At 42.8% G+C, this 17,920-nt stretch carries 16 protein-coding genes; 5 read left to right on the top strand and 11 right to left on the bottom strand.

The window, feature by feature from the left end:
- Nucleotides 1-68 precede the first annotated feature (68 nt).
- Together MKY19_RS12375 and MKY19_RS12370 are read left to right on the top strand one after the other, a co-directional pair.
- Entirely contained in the window at nt 69-1,205 is a 1,137-nt protein-coding gene (locus tag MKY19_RS12375) for a VanZ family protein (protein ID WP_339803114.1), read from the top strand.
- 86 nt (nt 1,206-1,291) lie between these two features.
- Entirely contained in the window at nt 1,292-2,734 is a 1,443-nt protein-coding gene (locus MKY19_RS12370) for a serine hydrolase (protein WP_339803111.1), read from the top strand.
- A gap of 66 nt (nt 2,735-2,800) precedes the next feature.
- Here MKY19_RS12370 and MKY19_RS12365 read toward each other — a convergent pair whose 3' ends face one another.
- Together MKY19_RS12365 and MKY19_RS12360 are read right to left on the bottom strand one after the other, a co-directional pair.
- Nucleotides 2,801-3,565, bottom strand: a complete 765-nt coding sequence (locus MKY19_RS12365; protein WP_042193767.1) for an exodeoxyribonuclease III — start codon at nt 3,563-3,565, stop codon at nt 2,801-2,803.
- 158 nt (nt 3,566-3,723) lie between these two features.
- Nucleotides 3,724-4,140, bottom strand: coding sequence for a hypothetical protein (locus MKY19_RS12360; RefSeq protein WP_076282844.1), 417 nt, complete (start codon nt 4,138-4,140; stop codon nt 3,724-3,726).
- Between the two features lie 186 nt (nt 4,141-4,326).
- Between MKY19_RS12360 and MKY19_RS12355 the strand changes: the two genes are divergently transcribed.
- Entirely contained in the window at nt 4,327-5,496 is a 1,170-nt protein-coding gene (locus tag MKY19_RS12355) for an MFS transporter (protein WP_339803108.1), read from the top strand.
- A 106-nt stretch (nt 5,497-5,602) separates the two neighbouring features.
- On the opposite strand, the gene MKY19_RS12350 is transcribed toward MKY19_RS12355, so the two are convergent.
- Nucleotides 5,603-6,451 (bottom strand): helix-turn-helix transcriptional regulator, encoded by an 849-nt coding sequence (locus MKY19_RS12350; RefSeq protein WP_339803105.1) that lies wholly within the window; start codon nt 6,449-6,451, stop codon nt 5,603-5,605.
- Nucleotides 6,452-6,575: 124 nt separating this feature from the next.
- Here MKY19_RS12350 and fabF point away from each other — a divergent pair, with 124 nt between their 5' ends.
- Nucleotides 6,576-7,814, top strand: coding sequence for a beta-ketoacyl-ACP synthase II (gene fabF / locus MKY19_RS12345; protein WP_339247561.1), 1,239 nt, complete (start codon nt 6,576-6,578; stop codon nt 7,812-7,814).
- Between the two features lie 87 nt (nt 7,815-7,901).
- Here the strand turns inward: fabF and MKY19_RS12340 are convergent, their stop codons facing one another.
- The 3 genes from MKY19_RS12340 to MKY19_RS12330 all read right to left on the bottom strand — a co-directional run bounded on the left by MKY19_RS12340 (nt 7,902) and on the right by MKY19_RS12330 (nt 12,095).
- Nucleotides 7,902-9,368, bottom strand: coding sequence for a glycoside hydrolase family 43 protein (locus tag MKY19_RS12340; protein ID WP_339803102.1), 1,467 nt, complete (start codon nt 9,366-9,368; stop codon nt 7,902-7,904).
- 189 nt (nt 9,369-9,557) lie between these two features.
- Complete coding sequence (locus MKY19_RS12335) at nt 9,558-10,625, bottom strand: ABC transporter ATP-binding protein (RefSeq protein WP_076282847.1); 1,068 nt, start codon at nt 10,623-10,625, stop codon at nt 9,558-9,560.
- Between the two features lie 507 nt (nt 10,626-11,132).
- Entirely contained in the window at nt 11,133-12,095 is a 963-nt protein-coding gene (locus MKY19_RS12330; protein ID WP_339803099.1) for an aminoglycoside phosphotransferase family protein, read from the bottom strand.
- Between the two features lie 129 nt (nt 12,096-12,224).
- Between MKY19_RS12330 and fabV the strand changes: the two genes are divergently transcribed.
- Nucleotides 12,225-13,415, top strand: coding sequence for an enoyl-ACP reductase FabV (fabV, locus tag MKY19_RS12325; RefSeq protein ID WP_042187546.1), 1,191 nt, complete (start codon nt 12,225-12,227; stop codon nt 13,413-13,415).
- Nucleotides 13,416-13,435: 20 nt separating this feature from the next.
- Here fabV and MKY19_RS12320 read toward each other — a convergent pair whose 3' ends face one another.
- From MKY19_RS12320 to MKY19_RS12300, 5 genes are all read right to left on the bottom strand, one after another.
- On the bottom strand, nt 13,436-13,693 hold the full coding sequence (locus MKY19_RS12320; protein WP_042187544.1) for a DUF2164 domain-containing protein: 258 nt from the start codon (nt 13,691-13,693) through the stop codon (nt 13,436-13,438).
- 97 nt (nt 13,694-13,790) lie between these two features.
- Nucleotides 13,791-14,759, bottom strand: coding sequence for a sugar phosphate isomerase/epimerase (locus MKY19_RS12315; RefSeq protein ID WP_042187542.1), 969 nt, complete (start codon nt 14,757-14,759; stop codon nt 13,791-13,793).
- Nucleotides 14,760-14,785: 26 nt separating this feature from the next.
- Nucleotides 14,786-15,862: a Gfo/Idh/MocA family oxidoreductase gene (locus MKY19_RS12310; RefSeq protein WP_339803096.1), complete on the bottom strand. Its 1,077-nt coding sequence runs from the start codon at nt 15,860-15,862 to the stop codon at nt 14,786-14,788.
- Nucleotides 15,863-15,884: 22 nt separating this feature from the next.
- Complete coding sequence (locus MKY19_RS12305; protein ID WP_042187538.1) at nt 15,885-16,982, bottom strand: Gfo/Idh/MocA family oxidoreductase; 1,098 nt, start codon at nt 16,980-16,982, stop codon at nt 15,885-15,887.
- Complete coding sequence (locus tag MKY19_RS12300) at nt 16,975-17,748, bottom strand: sugar phosphate isomerase/epimerase (RefSeq protein WP_042187536.1); 774 nt, start codon at nt 17,746-17,748, stop codon at nt 16,975-16,977. Before MKY19_RS12300 ends, MKY19_RS12305 begins: the two co-directional genes overlap by 8 nt.
- Nucleotides 17,749-17,920: the final 172 nt, after the last annotated feature.

Genomic DNA, 17,920 nt, shown 5'->3' with positions numbered 1-17,920 from the left:
TGAGCCGGGAACGCTAGTTTGCAGCAGACTACTTATTCCTCAAAAAACAATGATTCGGCAGGTGACTTATGTTTCATTCTTACTTTTTCCCAATTTCTTATGCCTTTATGATGTTTCCTATAGCGGCATTGATCTTCACACTCCCTTTTCTAATCGTTCAATACCGTAGACACGGCTACATCCATAAGCTTAGAGCTTTAATCCTATACTTACTGCTGCTTTATCTGATGAACGCTTATTTTCTCGTTTTGCTTCCGATGCCATCCTCAAGACATAATATGGCGCCTTCGGGAAGTATGATGCAGCTCGTCCCTCTTCAATTCATACAAGATATTATAGATGGCTCTAAGATCATACCTGATCAGATTTCAACGTATTGGTCGTTACTGCGTGAGCCTGCTTTTTTACAGGTGATATTTAACATCGCTTTGACCGTGCCGTTTGGATTGTTTCTGGGTTACTATTTTCGAACGCGCTGGGGAATGTGTATTCTCTTGTCTTTCATACTTTCGTTATCTTTTGAGGTCACACAGGTTACAGGCATCTACGGCTTTTTTGATCATCCCTACCGTCTATTTGATGTCGATGATCTTATTACCAACACGCTGGGAGGGATCTTTGGATTCCGAATTGCTATCTGGATAAACGGGTTACTGCCACAAATAGAACAACTGGATACGAATATCGACCGTTCTGCCAAAAGAGTCTCCTATACCCGCAGAGGGATTGCTTTTTTCATCGATAGTATGGTGTGGATCATCGGGTTTGGTGTACTTTATGGATTCGATATAAAAAGTGCTTTCTGGATTGTAACAGGGATTTACTTCATCCTGATTCCAGCTTTCACTGGTGGGCGGACCTTAGGCAAATGGATTGTACGTATTCGGGTGACGAGCAAAGGTAATCGAGCTTCTTTCTGGGCGCTTATGATCCGATATGGTCTGCTATATTGGATATTACTTGGACTTCACGCGCTTGTTATCGATTCTGATGTGACAGGGCTTCTATCTTCACCATTGAGAACGGTCGCTTTCCTCATTGTTCTACTGGTCGATTTAGTTTTCTTTATTCATTTAATCATTAAGGTATTCAAAAAAGATGACCAGCTAATCTATGAGAAATTAAGCCGAACCTCGCATGTTATTTCATGGCCTGAGAAAAGATTGCATACCGATGCCTCCAACAGCAGCTCTTTAGAGGATTAAAAATCTTCATTTTATATAGTATTTATACAATGGAATTTATTATAAAATAGGAAGGCAAGGATTCTCAAAATTTAGGAGATGAATGAATGGAAACTACAAGTAGCTTGCAGTTGTCTAGAAGTCTTCCAGAAGAGCAGGGCATATCATCAGCCGCAATATCCAGCTTTATTGATGCAGTAGAGACGCAAAGCTTAGGTCTGCATAGCTTCATGCTCCTTAGGCATGGGTATGTGGTCTCTGAAGGCTGGTGGTCTCCTTATAAGTCCGATCTTCCACATATGCTATTTTCCCTTAGCAAAAGCTTCACCTCAACGGCAATCGGGATTGCGGTCACAGAAAAGCTAATCACACTCGACAATTCAGTCATCTCCTTCTTCCCTGAAGAGGCTCCTGCGACTATCACTGACAATCTATCCAACATGACAATCAGACATCTATTGATGATGGGTACCGGGCATGTCGTGGATACTATGGACACACTTCATAAAAGTGCAGACGGGAATTGGGTTAAAGCTTTCTTCTCAGTCCCAGTGGAGAAACAACCAGGTACACATTTCCTATATAATACCGGCGCCACTTACATGCTGTCCGCGATCCTTCAACGAGTTACTGGCCAAACACTGCTAGAATATCTAGAACCGCGTCTGTTCGCTCCGCTCGGTATTCACGGAGCAACTTGGCAGTCTTGTCCACGTGGAATTAACACGGGGGGATTTGGCTTAAGCATTACCACAGAGGATATCGCTAAATTCGGCCAGCTTTACTTACAAAAAGGGATCTGGAATAATCAACGAATCCTGCCTGAACAGTGGATTAATGAGGCAACTTCCAAACACATTTCCAATGGCGAAGGCGATCATGACTGGGCGCTCGGATATGGTTATCAATTCTGGAGATGCCAACACGGAGCCTACCGCGCCGATGGCGCATTCGGACAACTCTGCGTTGTTCTTCCCGATCAGGATGCGGTAATTGCTATTACTGCCGCTTCAAATAGTATTCAAGGTATTTTGAATGCAGTGTGGGAGCATTTATTACCCAATATGAAAGATGTCCCTCTTCTGGAAGAACAAGCATTAGCAGCCAAATTGGCAGACCAATTAAAAAACTTATCGATAGACCCTCCACAATTACAGCGGTCATCTTTTCAAGAAGATCAATTGAATGGTATAACCTATACACTCGATGACAACCAATTTTCACTAGCTACTATCTCTATCTCTTTCAACAATGATGAAGCTGAAGTTACTTTAATAACTAAACTTGGTGAAAAGAATGTCATTCGATTAGGCCGAGGACAATGGCTCGAAAGCTTTGCACTCATCCTGGAGCCTTTCATGAACCGGATTATGTCCAGCTTTACTTGGACTGCAGAAGATCAACTTCAGTTGTCCTTGCTATTTGTTGAAATGCCTTTCTTAATTACACTTGATATTAATATTCTAGAGAACATGCTTATCCTTAAGCAGCGGATTAATGTGAATATGGGACCGCTTGAATTCGATGATATAATCGGAAGAATACAATAGGTATAGTTAATAAAAGAAAGGCCGCTTCGTCCTATGCAGGAACTTAGCGGCCTTATATCCCTTTTTTTATTCCGAAAAATCAGCTAGCTTCAACATGACTGGGCAATGATCACTACCCATGATCTGACAATCAATTTGGGCATCAATTACATTAGGTGCAAGTCTAGAAGAAGCTAAGAAATAATCAATTCGCCAGCCCACATTCCGCTCTCTCACCTTCGGCATATAAGACCACCATGAATACACTCCCTCAAGCTCCGGGTGAAGATATCTGAACGTATCTATGAAGCCCGACTCAAGCAGTGTACTCATTTTCCCTCTCTCTTCATCCGTAAAACCGGAGTTCCCACGGTTAGCCTTTGCATTCTTGATATCAATATCTTCATGGGCAACATTTAGGTCTCCACAGACAACAACTGGTTTACGCTTGTCCAGTTCTAAGAGATAATTACGGAAACGGTCCTCCCATTCCATTCTATATGCCAATCGAGACAGATCTCGTTTGGCATTAGGCGTATAGACGTTGACCAGATAAAAATGTTCGAACTCTAATGTAATGATCCGACCTTCTGCTTCTTCATCTTCTTCCATCCCATATCTCGCAGAGATCGGCTTGATTTTAGTGAATATTGCCGTACCGGAATAGCCCTTCTTCACTGCGTAATTCCAATATTGATCGTATTCTTCGCCATGCTCCAGTGTAATTTGCCCTTCCTGAAGCTTTGTTTCTTGAACACAGAAGATATCCGCATCTACTTCTTTGAAATAGTCATTAAACCCTTTTTTGACACATGCCCGAAGGCCATTAACATTCCATGATACCAGCTTTATCATCGGCTTTTCTCCTTGCATTTTACTTTAGTTATACTATTACTGCGGTTATTATATCACTATAGTGAGCTGACGGGATATGTATAGCAGCAAAAGCCGCACCTCTCTCCATTGCGGAGAATTGGTGCAGCTTTTGGTTAATTCATACGCTAGCTAACTTATAGACCAATTGCTGTAGCTGTGAATGTAATTGGGCCTTTTATTTGAATTACACTTCCAGCATTATTACTATTAGCAAATAGAACACCCAGTGTATAAATTTGAGTTCCCGGCAGTCCACCATCCACAGCAAGCACGTTTACAATCTGAAGGTTGTTACCAGGTTCGAAGAATCGATTGAGCGGGCTACTGTATACTTTTGTAGCACCTCTGTAAATATCTACGCGAATATCATCTGTAAATGAAAAACTATCAACACCGAAACTCGCTTTTAGCTCAACTCTCGAACGATAAGTTGCAGGATTAGCCGGATCAAGAAATACAGAGGTAGTAGTTATTCCTTGACCAACACCAACCGCCAATACTGGACCATCAACAGTTAAAAACGTAGAACCATAATCAATAATTGACGCCATTCTTAACACTTCCTTTCAAGGTTATACAACATTCTATGAAAATGAACTGAACCTTGAATGGATATATCATATGGGAGAATAGTATATTTTTATCATAGATTTATATCCTAATCATTCAACATCCGTGATACAATAACCAAATTGACACTATACAAATATCATTAAATACGTGAGGTAAAGAGACTTATGAATGCACCAACACTATTACGAGGGTTTAACTTTTTGTATTTTGCGTTGCTGGCTATGTTTATTCCTTTTCTGCCAGTCTATCTAGGGGAGCAGGGTCTTAACCCGGCGCAAATTGGATTCATTATTGGTACTGGAGGGTTTGTTACCATTATTGCTCAACCCTTATGGGGGATGATCAGTGACAAAACAAGAACGATCCGCAAAGTGCTGTTAATTCTGTTGTTATGCTCTGCGGTGACGGGATACTTTTTATTCGATTCTAGCAGCTACGTACGACTTATTCTTTTTGCGATGCTGCTCTATTTCTTCTTAATGCCTATCGATCCGCTAGCTGAAAGCTTGAATTTCCGGATCTCTGAGGCAGCTGGAATTAGCTATGGTTCGATACGTACATACGGTGCATTGGGGTACGGTGTTATGGCCTTACTCACAGGTTATGTGATGAGTTATTTCGGTTCACAAGGTATGGCCTTGCTGTTCGTCGCAATAAGTCTTACAAGCTTTGTGGTCAGCTGGTTCATGCCAGATGCTCCGGTGACCGGTAAACCGGTCACACTTGACAGCCTGAAGCATTTTCTTAGTAACAAAGAAACACAGCTATTTCTAGTACTCATATTTATTAGCTCCGTTCCCGCACGAATGAACGATACCTTCCTTGGAGTTTATATTCGCGAGCTTGGTGGCAGTCCTGAATTAGTTGGTCAATCGTTCTTTATCGCCGCAATGAGTGAAATTATTGTGTTCGCCTTAAGCTTTTGGTGGCTGCGCAAAGGAAAAGAGCTAATCATTATTTCGATTTCTGGAGCCTTTTATTTTCTTCGATTCTTTATTTCGGCCTGGATTTTGGATCCGCATTTATTAGCTTATCTACAGATTCTACAAATCCTTACCTTCCCGGTATTCTACTCCGCAGCTATTCAGTATCTATATAGTATTGTGCCTGTGGAATGGCGTGCTACGGGTCAAACTGTGTTGGCGCTACTGTTCTTCGGTGTATCAGGTATTCTCGCATCTTATGCTGGTGGAGCATTATATGAAGCCTTTGGCGGTAAGGTCCTTTACTTAACAATTTCCGTGATGTCATTTATCGGTATGCTGTTCGGATTGATATTGTACAGAATCTATGGAAGTAAACACGCCAATAAAACGAAAATAACCACTCATTAATCTTCCAGCATTCAATAGTCTTACACTTCAAGTTCATGCACTGTTGGTCGCAGCACTCTAGTTGATAATTCAGCTAGAGATGCTTTTTTATGAACTTCTACCTAAGTCATTCTTTATGCTGCTCCATAAGCTGCTTCAGTTTGATTTCAGTATTTGAATCTGCGGCAGGTGTATAAATACTACAACGTAAATCTGTGCTGCCTTGAACCTGTAGTGAGGTTAAATGAAATAACATTTTCCCTGCTTTGGCATGTCTGAATTCCAATAGCACATCTGGAGCAGAACTTACACGACTTTGTTCCCACATTTCATTAAACGCTGGATGCAGTCCCTTTAATTCCTCTATGAATTCATCGTACCAACGATCCTCTACATATTGTCCGTAATACGCTCTGAAGATGGATAGATAACCACTTACGAATTGTTCCCAATTTACAGCTAAACGTCTGAACTCCTTACGAACAAATAACAAACGAATCATGTTTCTCTCCTCGATGGGCAGCTTAGAGAAATCTAGAAACACATGTGCTGCAGCCTCATTCCAACCTACAATCCCGCAACGTCGGTCTGAAATAATCGTAGGACAAGTCTTAAGCTCCTGTAAAATTTTCTGTAGAGAAGGACTAATTACTGAGGATTCCTCTTGCTGAAATAGAACGTTCCCTGTTCCAGTCTCTAGTGCTAGTGCAAAAAGATATTTCCGCTCATCATTAGTTAGCTTTAGGGCAGTCGCAATACAGTCCAGAACAGACGAAGATACTTTAATATCCCTGCCCTGTTCTAGCCACGTATACCAGGTACTGCTTACCCCCGCTAACTGTGCAACCTCTTCCCTGCGAAGTCCAGGCGTTCTCCTGCGTGTGCCTTCTGGCAGTCCAACAGAGCTGGGTGAGATCGCAGCACGGCGTGCTTTTAAGAAATCTGATAATGCCTGCAACCTCGTCTGATTAGCCATACGCTTCCTCTCCTCTCTGTTACATTCTTTAGTATAGTACAAATTATACTATGATAAACGATAACTTGTAATAGGATAAAATAAGTGGAAAAATACCTATATACACTTCTTGAGGAGGTTCATTATGGAACGCGTAGTTATTACAGGTATGGGCTTAATCTCGCCCCTTGGAAATACAATAGAACAATTCTGGGATCGTCTAGTTTCTGGTGAGTCGGGGATTTCCCCAATCACTTCATTTGATACCTCTAACTTTAAGACAAAGATCGCGGGAGTCGTGCATGATTTCGATGCGGAGGCCAGATTTGGCCGTAAAGAAGCACGCAGAATGGATAGATTTAGTCAGTTCGCTCTGGCAGCCGCTGAAGATGCCTGGACACATTCCGGTCTACAGCTTGATAAGATTGACAAGGAACGTCTCGGGGTTTATGTAGGATCAGGCGTTGGTGGAATTCAAACCTTGATGGAACAAGGGAATGTGCTAAAGGGCCGCGGACCAGATCGGGTCAGCCCCACTTTAATTCCCATGATGATCTCTAATATGGCTGCGGCGATGATCAGCATTAAATTAGGAGCTTTAGGTCCTACAATGTCTCCAGTAACTGCCTGCTCTATTGGAAATACGGCAATCGGTGAAGCCTTCCGGTTGATCCGTTATGGAGGTGCCGACATCGTAATTGCTGGTGGATCAGAAGCAGCCATTACTGAAATCTCTTTAGCCAGTTTCGGCAATGCCACCTCCTTATCCACTCGAAATGAGGAGCCGATTAAGGCGAGTCGGCCTTTTGACGGGGAACGTGACGGATTTGTTATCGGTGAAGGTGGCGGAATAGTTATTTTGGAGTCACTTTCTCATGCGCAGCGTAGAAACGCCAAGATTCACGGAGAGGTTATCGGTTATGGTGCCAGCTCTGATGCCTATCATATGGTCGCCACCCATCCAGAAGGAATTGGTGCTTATCAAGCGATGAAGCTGGCCATGAATGAAGCTAATCTCCAGCCCGAAGAGGTGGATGTAATTAGTGCTCATGCCACGAGTACAGTAGTAGGTGACCGCTCTGAGACCCTTGCGATAAAGAAGTTATTCGGTGATCAAGCCTACCAGATTCCCGTAACCGCTAATAAGTCCATGACTGGACACGCCTTAGGGGCGGCCGGTGGCCTAGAAGCTATTGCCCTAATTAAGAGCATTCAAGAAGGAATCATCCCACCTACCATTAATCAGGAGGTCAAAGATTCCATCTGTGATTTAGATTATGTCCCGAACATTGCGCGAAAATCTGATCTTACTATAGGCATGTCTAACTCCTTTGGTTTCGGTGGGCATAATGCTGTCATTGTGATTCGAAAGTTTGAAGATTGACCAATCATCCATAAAACGGGGTTCCGACTTAGTCATTCTTAGGACTAATTGGTACCCCGTTTCTACTGCCAATTTCAAAAAAATCTGTTATTCCATCGTTGATACGTGGCTCCCCCAGATAGAGATACCTTCCTTGGAAACCGCAGTAAACGTCATAACGTTACTAGCTGTTGCTTCATTCCACTCTTTCAGGAACACCCCATTATAAGTAGAACCGTCAATGGTAAGCTCAGCAGTATGATCATCAATAAGCTTCCATTTCCCTTTTACTGCTCCTTTAATCTTACCGCTCTTAGTGAATTCAATCAGCTCCGACTGCACGATATCAGCCGTAATGTCTTTGTTATGGTTTACATATTTATATTCGCCTGAAATTTGCTCTTTTGTGTATTTCTCTATGCTCTCTCCGCCATAGCGGTGCGGGGCTACAACCGGCCAGCCCTCACTGTTCATAAACATCTGATGAACTCTTACCTCATGCTTTTCTCCACGATTCGGGAACCGTGTATGGAAGATCAGATAATACTTGCCATTCTCTTCATCATAAAACGCTGAGTTATGACCTGGTGATACATATCCTTCTCCACTCACTGGCAGCTCGTCATCTGTATTCAAGAATTCGAAATTCCCCATTAGCTTCACTCCATAAGGAGCATATGCTGGATCATCGAACAATACGGATGGCGATCCTTGTGCATTAATCATATCTTGACCCTCAGAATCTTCGAAAGGTCCATCAGGCGCCTTTGAACGAGCTACACGGATGTTATATCCACCGTCTGCAGCCAGACCACCGTAGGATAGGAAGAGATAGTAGTAATCCGTTTCCGGACTGTACAGCATATATGGAGCTTCTATCCGAGCATGATTCGCACCCAAAAGCTTTTTGCCATAACCTTGATCTGGCAGCGGGAAGCCTGTATTCGCATCTAGTTCCATAATAAAAATACCACCGGAGTAAGAGCCATAGACCATCCACAGCTTCCCTTCTTTATCAAAGAACACATCCGGATCTACTACATTCGGCTTTTGAGTGGCATCATATATTTCTCCATCATCACCCTTGCCCATCATACCTGACTTCAGAATGATTCCTTTATTCTTATAAGGTCCCTCAATATTGTCCGACACAGCTATGCCGAGTGCAGACAGCGGGGAATCCCCTTTACAAGCATTGTAATACATATAGAATTTGCCATCCGCCAATTGGATAACATCGGGTGCCCATAAGGTATCCGTCTGTGCCCATTTTAATGCTTCAGCAAACTCCTCTTTGACATTAGGAATGAGAACGTTTCCTTCTACCACCCCAGAGGACAGCTGAGTCCAAGACATCAGATCATTTGATTTAGCAGATGCTAAATGAGAGCCAAACACATAGTATTTGTTATCAGCCATAATGATCGACGGATCATGTACAGATACATTTTTGAATACAGGCTCCGCAGAGTCAGCTACGTTATTTGTGTTGCTGGAACTAGCTGAATTGTCATTGCACGTGGTTACTGCTAATAATGAAACGCTGATCATTGTAGTCATAATTGCTTTTCTCATCGTTATACCCCCTATGTATGCCTTTTCATTTTGAAACGAAAACGAACAATAGTCAATCCTTTTATTTAATTAAGTTCGTATTAATTCATATTTATTTAAATAATAGTGAACATTCATACACATAAAAAAAACGCCAAGCCATCGAAATGGCCTGACGTTTCCTTTTATATTTTTCGTAAAATAATCTGTTTAATTAGCGCCTTCTTGTACCAAAACTGGCTCTGGATAAGCATTCTTAAGCACACGTTGTCTGTTCTTAACAACTGCCGGCGGTTCCACCTGAGGAGCCATCGGATGCATTAGCCAAGACTTCACCATATGGGTATCCGAAACCTTATACATTGGGGGCTCTTTCTCCATATCGATTTGCATAGCGTAAGTGCTACGTAGTGCGAAAGCATCGCCCTTAGGCGGTTTGATCAAATCTGGAGGAGTACCAGGAATTGCTGTTAGCAAAGATCCTTTGCTCTCTAGACTTGGCATGGAAGCTAGCAAGCCCCAAGTGTATGGGTGTCTTGGATCGTAGAAGATCTCTTCCGCTGTTCCCATTTCAACAATTTGTCCGGCATACATTACAGCTACACGATCTGCCATTCTTGCTACAACCCCGAGATCATGGGTGATAAAAATAATAGCCGTATCAATCTTCTTTTGCAATTCCTTCATCAAATCAAGGATTTGTGCTTGGATGGTTACGTCGAGCGCAGTAGTCGGCTCATCCGCAATCAGAAGCTTAGGGTTCGCAGCAAGTGCCATTGCAATAACAACACGTTGACGCATACCACCACTGAATTCATGTGGATATTGATTGAAGCGACGTTCTGGAGAAGGAATACCTACAAGATTGAGAAGCTCAATCCCACGTTTATTCGCATCAGCCTTGGAGATGTTCTCATGTTTAAGCAGCACTTCAGTAATTTGTCTGCCGACCTTCATCATTGGGTTCAGAGAGGTCATCGGATCTTGGAAGATCATACCGATCTCTTTACCGCGGATCTTCTGCATCTGCTTCTCTGTCTTGCCAATCAAATCTTGTCCATCGAATAGAATCTGTCCGCGTTTATATTCTCCTGGTGGTGTAGGAACTAGCTTCATAACCGCTTGTGAGGTTACACTTTTACCCGAACCTGACTCCCCAACAATCGCTAGAGTTTCACCTTTATCTACATGGAAGCTAACACCACGGATCGCTTGTACCTCTCCGCCGTGTGTTTTGAATGATATCGCTAAGTCTTTTACCTCTAAAAGGCGCTCCATCTTGTCACCCTCTCATTTCCTCGTCAATTATGATAATGATTCTCAGCATGTTGTAAGCAATAAGTATTATTTTATCTAGTTTTAAGGGTTCTAGTCAAGATTTTTCTGAAAAAAATACGGCTAACCTCACACTTTAGTACTAGATCTAATTATTGCGTGCTCAATAGTTGCGATAGCTCCTCTTTAAAATACGTAAATAGAGAATAAGGAAGAACTACTAGGTGCTGCTAAATACAATAAATGGTATGGAAGGAATACTACCATGATTCTAAAGCCCACTATCAAAATATACACGAATAATACAACCAAAGCAAAAGTTACATGGCCATGTACTTCAGTAAGCAATGCTATTCGTGCATAAATGATCATGAAACAAACGTAGTATCGACAGCGGCTACAGCAAACTTACGGTATCAATATGTACACTCAGCCGTTCAAATATAAGAATTCTCCCCTACTGTTGCTCAATCTCCCTATCTTTCATGTTGTAGTTGTGTCAAAAATGTGTTAATTCATGAACCGCTTCCAGCCCTCAAGCAGATTATCATGCGCCCACTCAAGGTGACCTTGGCTATCGTACTTACGCGAATAACACTCGATGAAGTAAATTAAGTCGATATATAAGTCGTAGAGTTTTTTACGGGCATGTTCGTTTGGGCTGTCGAAGCTATTCCCGTAACCTCTGCAGAAATGCTCTGAATTCTCAATATAGCGAAAATAATATTCCATAAGTGGATCGCCCCAAAGTGCCCGTTCCCAATCAATCAATGCAACAATGCGGCCCTCTCGCACAAACACATTGCCATCCCATAAATCCCAATGTATTAGACGAGGCTCAACGACTGCGTCCATAACATGTAAGTGACTTTTGATCTCTGCCTCAACAGTTTCTAACGGAATGGGCATTTCTACCTTTAAACGACGTGCATCTTCAAGCAGATTCATTATCAAATGCTTAAAAGTTTCCCGCCATGAAGTTCCTTTTACTGGTGTGGACGCACTAAATAATCCGAAACGCTCACCAGGAATTTCATTAATTAAACGGGAATAACGACCTAACTCTTCCTCAATACTTATTCTCTGCTGCGAGCTTAGCGCTTCCTTAATTTCATTATAGGGCTGGCCAACTATTTTCTCCATGAAAAAAAACTCACTTGAAATCAGTTCTTTACTGTTATCATAAGCGTATACCTCAGGCACAGGTACTGTCCCTTTTGACTTCATCAGTCGCATCGCCGCAACCTCTACAGACATAATATCATGCTCGTAACTAAGGGTATCTGCTTCAGCTGACGGTGCTATCTTAAGAATCATGTCTCTTCCATCTGATAATAAAAGGTCATATGCTGCGTTAAAATAACCACCTGTCAGTTCAGTACTTCGCTGAATGCTCACATGGCTTCCAAAAGTAGCACCTACCAAATCATTCTGTTGCTCTGTCGTTAATTTTGTTTTAGTAAAGCTCTCCAAGATCTCACCACCATAATGAAATAAGTATCAAAGGATAAACAATCCTTCTCCATTTGATTGAAAATTGTTAAAATTAGAACAAACGAGTCTCATTAGCCTGCTTTTCATGAAAGAGAGGAAACGATTAACATGATTATTAAACCTAGAACACGCGGCTTTATCTGTACTACCGCACACCCGCAAGGTTGCGCTCGTCAAGTAGAGCGGCAAATCGAATATATCCAGACACAACCCGAGATCAAAGGACCACGCAAGGTGCTTGTCATTGGCGCCTCTACAGGATATGGCCTCGCCTCACGGATTACAGCCGCCTTTGGGGCTGGAGCCAGCACAGTAGGCGTCTACCGCCAGAGCAGCAGCAATGGAGCCCGTACAGCCTCTGCTGGATGGTACAATTCAGCAGCCTTTGAGGAACTTGCAGAGAAAGCTGGACTTCAATCCTACAGCGTAACCGGTGATGCCTTCTCCAAAGAAACTAAGGATAGAACCATACAGCTGATTCGCAGTGAATTGGGACAAGTTGATCTAGTCATCTACAGCGTTGCTTCTGCCCGTCGAACAGATCCTGTGACGGGTGAAGTTTATAACTCCGTAATTAAACCTATAGGAGATACCTACACGAATAAAACCGTAAACTTTCATACGGGTGAAGTTAGTCAAATTTCTATTGAGCCTGCTACAGACAAAGAAATCGATGATACCATTCGAGTGATGGGTGGTGACGATTGGCAGCTTTGGATTGAAGCTCTCCATCAAGCCGGAGCTTTGGCCGATCATGCCACCACCATCGCATTCTCATATATCGGGCCGGAGATTACCCAGTCTGTATATCGTAAGGGAACGATTGGACGCGCAAAAGATCATCTAGAATTAACAGCACACACTCTTAACGATGAACTATCTAGTATAGACGGTCGAGCTTATGTAGCAGTTACGAAAGGACTGGTCACACAGTCTAGCTCAGCAATTCCTGTCGTCCCCCTGTACACTTCTGCGCTATACAAAGTCATGAAAGAGAAAGGACTTCATGAGGGTTGTATTGAGCAAACCTATCGGTTGTTTGCAGAACGTCTTTATGCGATCGAAGGGACTTCTGTGGACGAAGAAGGGCGTATCCGAATCGATGACTGGGAGATGTCCCCGGATGTACAGGATCAAGTGACTCAAATCTGGGATAAACTCACGACAGACAATATCTATGAATTGACAGATCTAGAAAGCTACAAACAGGAGTTTTTCCAGTTATTCGGATTTGAGACTGAGGGTGTAGATTATGAAGCTGAGACTGATCCAGACGTAACGGTTACCAATCAGCGGTAAACAATACATTATGTTGCGGACTATCTTCTAGCAGATGTTAGTGGTTGCTCAAGTGCATACAATTCTTCTTCAATGGAAATCATCTTTTGCTCAATCACTTTACGGGCATCTGCCAGTGCCTGATTATAAATATAAGGTGAGAGTTCTTTGAGCATAAAATCAAGAAGATTCTCACTTGCTAATTGGCCAATTTCGCTAGACAGCTCCGTTTCAAAATAATCCTGAATGCTGGATGTAATTTGTAGTTTGTGTTCTCTCTGTATTTTTATCGGCTGCATGATCGTCCTCCAATTTGTATGGTTTAAAATTCAGATTATTAATACAGGAAAAATGACGTGCTTGCGCACGTCATTTCTTATATCTACACCCTTTAATCTAAACCCACCACATTTCTGCTAGTGGCTCCTCAATCAATACTTGTTGAAGGTTACTTACAGCTTTGGAGAAGCCTTCTTCCACAGACATCAATCCATCTTCATGCTCAATACTGACCACATAATCATATCCTACCAAACGAAGAGCACTCATAATATCAGCCCAAGTCTTAAGATCATGTCCAAAGCCAACCGAACGGAACTGCCATGCACGGTCAAGCATTTTGGTATAGGATTGCATATCTGTTAAGCCATGCATATTGACATTGACTGGATCAATAACTGTATCTTTAGCGTGGAAATGATGAATTGCGCCTTGGCGGCCTAAAATATGAATTGCCTGCACTGGATCAATTCCTTGCCACCACATATGACTCGGATCAAGGTTAGCTCCGATTACTTCACCTGCAGCTTCTCTCAACCGCAGTAGAGTAGCAGGTGTGTGAACGGAGAATCCGCCGTGCAGCTCAAGACCAACCTTCACATCATGCTCTGCGGCAAAGGCTCCCCATTCAGTCCAGTAAGGAATCACTTTATTTTCCCATTGCCAATCCAGAATTTCTTGATAATCATTTGGCCATGGAGCTACCGGCCAGTTCGGATACTTGGCACCCTCATGATCACCTGGACAGCCAGAGAACGTATTAACGACTGGAACTCCTAGCTTCTGCGCCAATTTGACCGAGTTCACAAAGTCCTCATGATCCTTCTGGGCAAGCTCTTTTTGTGGGTGTAGGGGATTTCCGTGACAGCTCAATGCACTGATCGTCAATCCACGGGATTCCACAGCATGTTTGAATTCTTTCAATGCTGTCTCATTCTCGAGAAGCATCTTAGGATCACAATGGCTGTTACCAGGATTCCCTCCTGTACCAATCTCTACCGCCTTTAGACCTTTGGACGCTACATAATCAAGAGCATCCTCCAGCTTGCGACCCCCAAACAAGACCATAAATACTCCAAGTTTCATTGTAAGTCACCTCTTTTGCAAATAGTTTACTTACCTTCACCATACATATCGAAGTCTTTTACTACTTGGTTCTTCTCAGCAGATTCAAAAATAGCTTCAATCAAATTCTGAACACGCATTACTTCGGCATTCTTAACGATTGGCTCTGCTGTTCCCTCAATAACGGCTGCGAAATTGTCATAGAAGCTAGAACCTAGCTCCGCAGGTTGAGGTAAAGCTTCTGTAATCGTAGCCCCTTCTGAAGGAGGCGCCATAGTTTTGGTTAATCCAACACCAGCACGTATAGGCTTAGGTTCGATCTTTTCACCTTCATTGTTTCTGGTTACTAAACGTCCAGTTAAAGACCAATCTTCGATAATACCCGTTCCTTCAATACCCTTCACATACCATCTAGGCAGCGTAATAAAGTTAGTTGTCCCAACCTCAACGATAGCTTTAATTCCATTCTCAAATTGCAGGATGGCTTCAAAGCCATCATCTACATCATTGCCTAGAATAAAGCTCAGACTGCTGCTCACACTGATGACTTTGCTATCGATCATAAATAAGAGCTGATCTAATAAATGAACGCCCCAATCTAGCAGCATTCCTCCACCTTGTGCCTTGACATGGCGCCAGTCTCCTGGAATACCATTCGCTCCATGTACGCGAGATTCAAGCTGGAACAAAGAACCGATGGTCTCTTGATCATACATTTTTTTGATGGTTAAGAAATCCTCATCCCAACGTCTGTTCTGATGTACCATGAACACACGTCCTGCTGCATCCGCAGCATCCAGCATATCTTGAAGCTCTTCTTTGGACATAGCGACTGGCTTCTCACAAATAACATGTTTGCCAGCTTGTAGCGCACGTATAGCGATTTCTTTGTGTACATCGTTTGGTGTCGCAATAAGAACAATCTCAACTGCAGGATCTACTAATACTTCTTCATAACTTTCATATACCTTGTAACCAGCATTGATGGAGTCCGCACGACGTGCTTCAAGCAAGTCGTATGTCCCTACCACTTCTAGGGAGTTAGTCTCCTTAATTAATTTCGCGTGATAACTTCCCATTCCACCAAAGCCAACGATGACTACGGAATGTATCTTTGAGCTCATGACTTCCACTCCTACTTCCCTATTAATTATCTGATGTGCCGTCAAAATACACAGCGCGACCTGTACGTGAAGATTCATAAATAGCTTCCAAGATTTGAGTAACAACGAGGGCCTGCTCAGGTTTAACTACAGGTTCCTTGTCTTCTCTAACCGCCTCAAGCCACAAGCGAGCTTCACGATCAGATTCATTTTCCTGTCCACCATCAAAGAACGCTACTCCACCAGCAGACAAGTCTACTTTGGTCTCATACAGACGTCCACCACGGTCACCGTTTAGGCGCAGACCATCCTTCATATCTGCACCACCTTCTGTACCTGCAAGAAGCGTCTGAGCTTCTCGATACTCAGATACATTTAGTGCCCAGCTGGATTCAAGTACAATTGTAGCACCATTTTCCATGGTAATAAATCCAAAAGCTGAATCTTCTACCTTAAATTGCTCAGGATCCCAAGGACCAAAAGCATTTCCAGCGTTCTTTCGGTTACTCAGCTTATGGAAAGACGAGCCCATAACACTGCGTGGTTTATAATTATCCATCATCCATAAAGTAAGATCAAGTGCATGCGTACCGATATCGATCAGTGGGCCGCCGCCTTGCTTTTCTTCATCCAGGAACACGCCCCAAGTAGGAACCGCACGACGACGAAGGGCAATTGCTTTTGCATAATAGATATCACCTAGTTCGCCGTTTTCGCAGAGTGCTTTAAGGTATTCACTATCCGAACGATAACGGTTCTGGTAAGCGACAGACAACTTCATCCCCGTACGCTTCGCAGCATCCAACATTTCTTGTGCTTGGGCAGTGGTTTTAGCCATTGGTTTCTCGCACATTACATGGTTACCTGCTTCCAATGCAGCAATAGTAATCACGGAGTGACTGTCATTTGGTGTACATACATGAACAATATCAAATCCGCCAGCTTTCAAAAGCTCAGTGTAATCTGTATAAACAGCAGCGCCTTCAGCGCCATAAGTCTGAGCGGCTTTCTGTGCACGCTCTTCTATGATATCGCAGAAAGCTACCATTTCAGCATCCTTCTGACGTGACAAACTTGGCATATGTTTCCCATTTGCGATACCACCGCAACCTACAATAGCAATTCTCAACTTATTAGACATTAACTTTTCCTCCTTGATTTGCGTATGCTTTTACCCATTTCAAACTATCTTCTACACTTTCTAATGGTGAACGACTGCAGAAATCCTGCTCTACTACCGCCCACTCCACATTTGCCTGTACAGCTGCATTTAAAATTGCAGTAAGGTTCACTTCACCTTCACCTAGTACAACAGTTTCCGGAGATCCGTCTTCTTTTTTCTTCAAATCCTTCAGATGGATGATCGGCAGTCGACCTGCGTATTTATTGATATATTCAACTGGATCATAGCCTGCATGATGTACCCAGCAAGTATCCATTTCCACTTGCAACAGGTCAGCCGGCACCTCTTCAAACAATCCATCAAAAGCAGTACGGTCACTATCACCATATTTATCTGTTAACTCGAAATCATGATTGTGATACAGAAGAACTGCTCCGCCCGCTTTGCACTTTTCTCCAATAACCTTCAGATTCGCGGCAACCTCTACATAGTTACGTTGTTCTTCTGACAAATAAGGAACAATCAAATTTGGATTTCCAATCTCAAGATTGTAAGAGATCTCTGCTTCTGTATCATTCAGCAATGCGTCATATGGACGATGTGCGCCGAGCGCAACCAGTCCAAGCTCATTTAGCAATTGTTTGACTTCTGCTGCAGTGCGGCCGAAATAGTGAAAAAACTCTACGCCTTTATATCCAAGGGCTGCTACCTTACGCAGTGTTCCTTCAAAATCCTGTTCCAATTCTTCTCTAAGCGTGTACAATTGCAGACCTATCTTCAGCATTTTCTAATCACTCCAATGGGTTTAGGGTTAGCTTACTAATTCATTTAAACTTCTTTCTACTGCTCGTCCCCAAAGAGATCAACAGCAGCAATCACTTGAACAATAATGCTGTTGCAGAATTGACTAATCTGATTCCCATTAGTTTCCTTCAACTGCCATCCTTGTTTGCATA

This window comes from Paenibacillus sp. FSL R5-0744 (assembly GCF_037972555.1).
In the GTDB taxonomy this organism is placed as follows: domain Bacteria; phylum Bacillota; class Bacilli; order Paenibacillales; family Paenibacillaceae; genus Paenibacillus_AQ.
Note: the sequence above shows the minus strand (reverse complement) of the source record. Positions and strands in the feature narration are given on the sequence as shown.

Coding starts and splice junctions, on each gene's coding strand:
- MKY19_RS12375 (WP_339803114.1), top strand. CDS start 69: ATGTTTCATTCTTACTTTTTCCCAATTTCTTATGCCTTTATGATGTTT.
- MKY19_RS12360 (WP_076282844.1), bottom strand. CDS start 4,140: ATGGCGTCAATTATTGATTATGGTTCTACGTTTTTAACTGTTGATGGT.
- MKY19_RS12335 (WP_076282847.1), bottom strand. CDS start 10,625: ATGGAGCGCCTTTTAGAGGTAAAAGACTTAGCGATATCATTCAAAACA.
- MKY19_RS12355 (WP_339803108.1), top strand. CDS start 4,327: ATGAATGCACCAACACTATTACGAGGGTTTAACTTTTTGTATTTTGCG.
- fabF (WP_339247561.1), top strand. CDS start 6,576: ATGGAACGCGTAGTTATTACAGGTATGGGCTTAATCTCGCCCCTTGGA.
- MKY19_RS12300 (WP_042187536.1), bottom strand. CDS start 17,748: ATGCTGAAGATAGGTCTGCAATTGTACACGCTTAGAGAAGAATTGGAA.
- MKY19_RS12370 (WP_339803111.1), top strand. CDS start 1,292: ATGGAAACTACAAGTAGCTTGCAGTTGTCTAGAAGTCTTCCAGAAGAG.
- MKY19_RS12315 (WP_042187542.1), bottom strand. CDS start 14,759: ATGAAACTTGGAGTATTTATGGTCTTGTTTGGGGGTCGCAAGCTGGAG.
- MKY19_RS12310 (WP_339803096.1), bottom strand. CDS start 15,862: ATGAGCTCAAAGATACATTCCGTAGTCATCGTTGGCTTTGGTGGAATG.
- MKY19_RS12350 (WP_339803105.1), bottom strand. CDS start 6,451: ATGGCTAATCAGACGAGGTTGCAGGCATTATCAGATTTCTTAAAAGCA.
- fabV (WP_042187546.1), top strand. CDS start 12,225: ATGATTATTAAACCTAGAACACGCGGCTTTATCTGTACTACCGCACAC.
- MKY19_RS12340 (WP_339803102.1), bottom strand. CDS start 9,368: ATGAGAAAAGCAATTATGACTACAATGATCAGCGTTTCATTATTAGCA.
- MKY19_RS12305 (WP_042187538.1), bottom strand. CDS start 16,982: ATGTCTAATAAGTTGAGAATTGCTATTGTAGGTTGCGGTGGTATCGCA.
- MKY19_RS12320 (WP_042187544.1), bottom strand. CDS start 13,693: ATGCAGCCGATAAAAATACAGAGAGAACACAAACTACAAATTACATCC.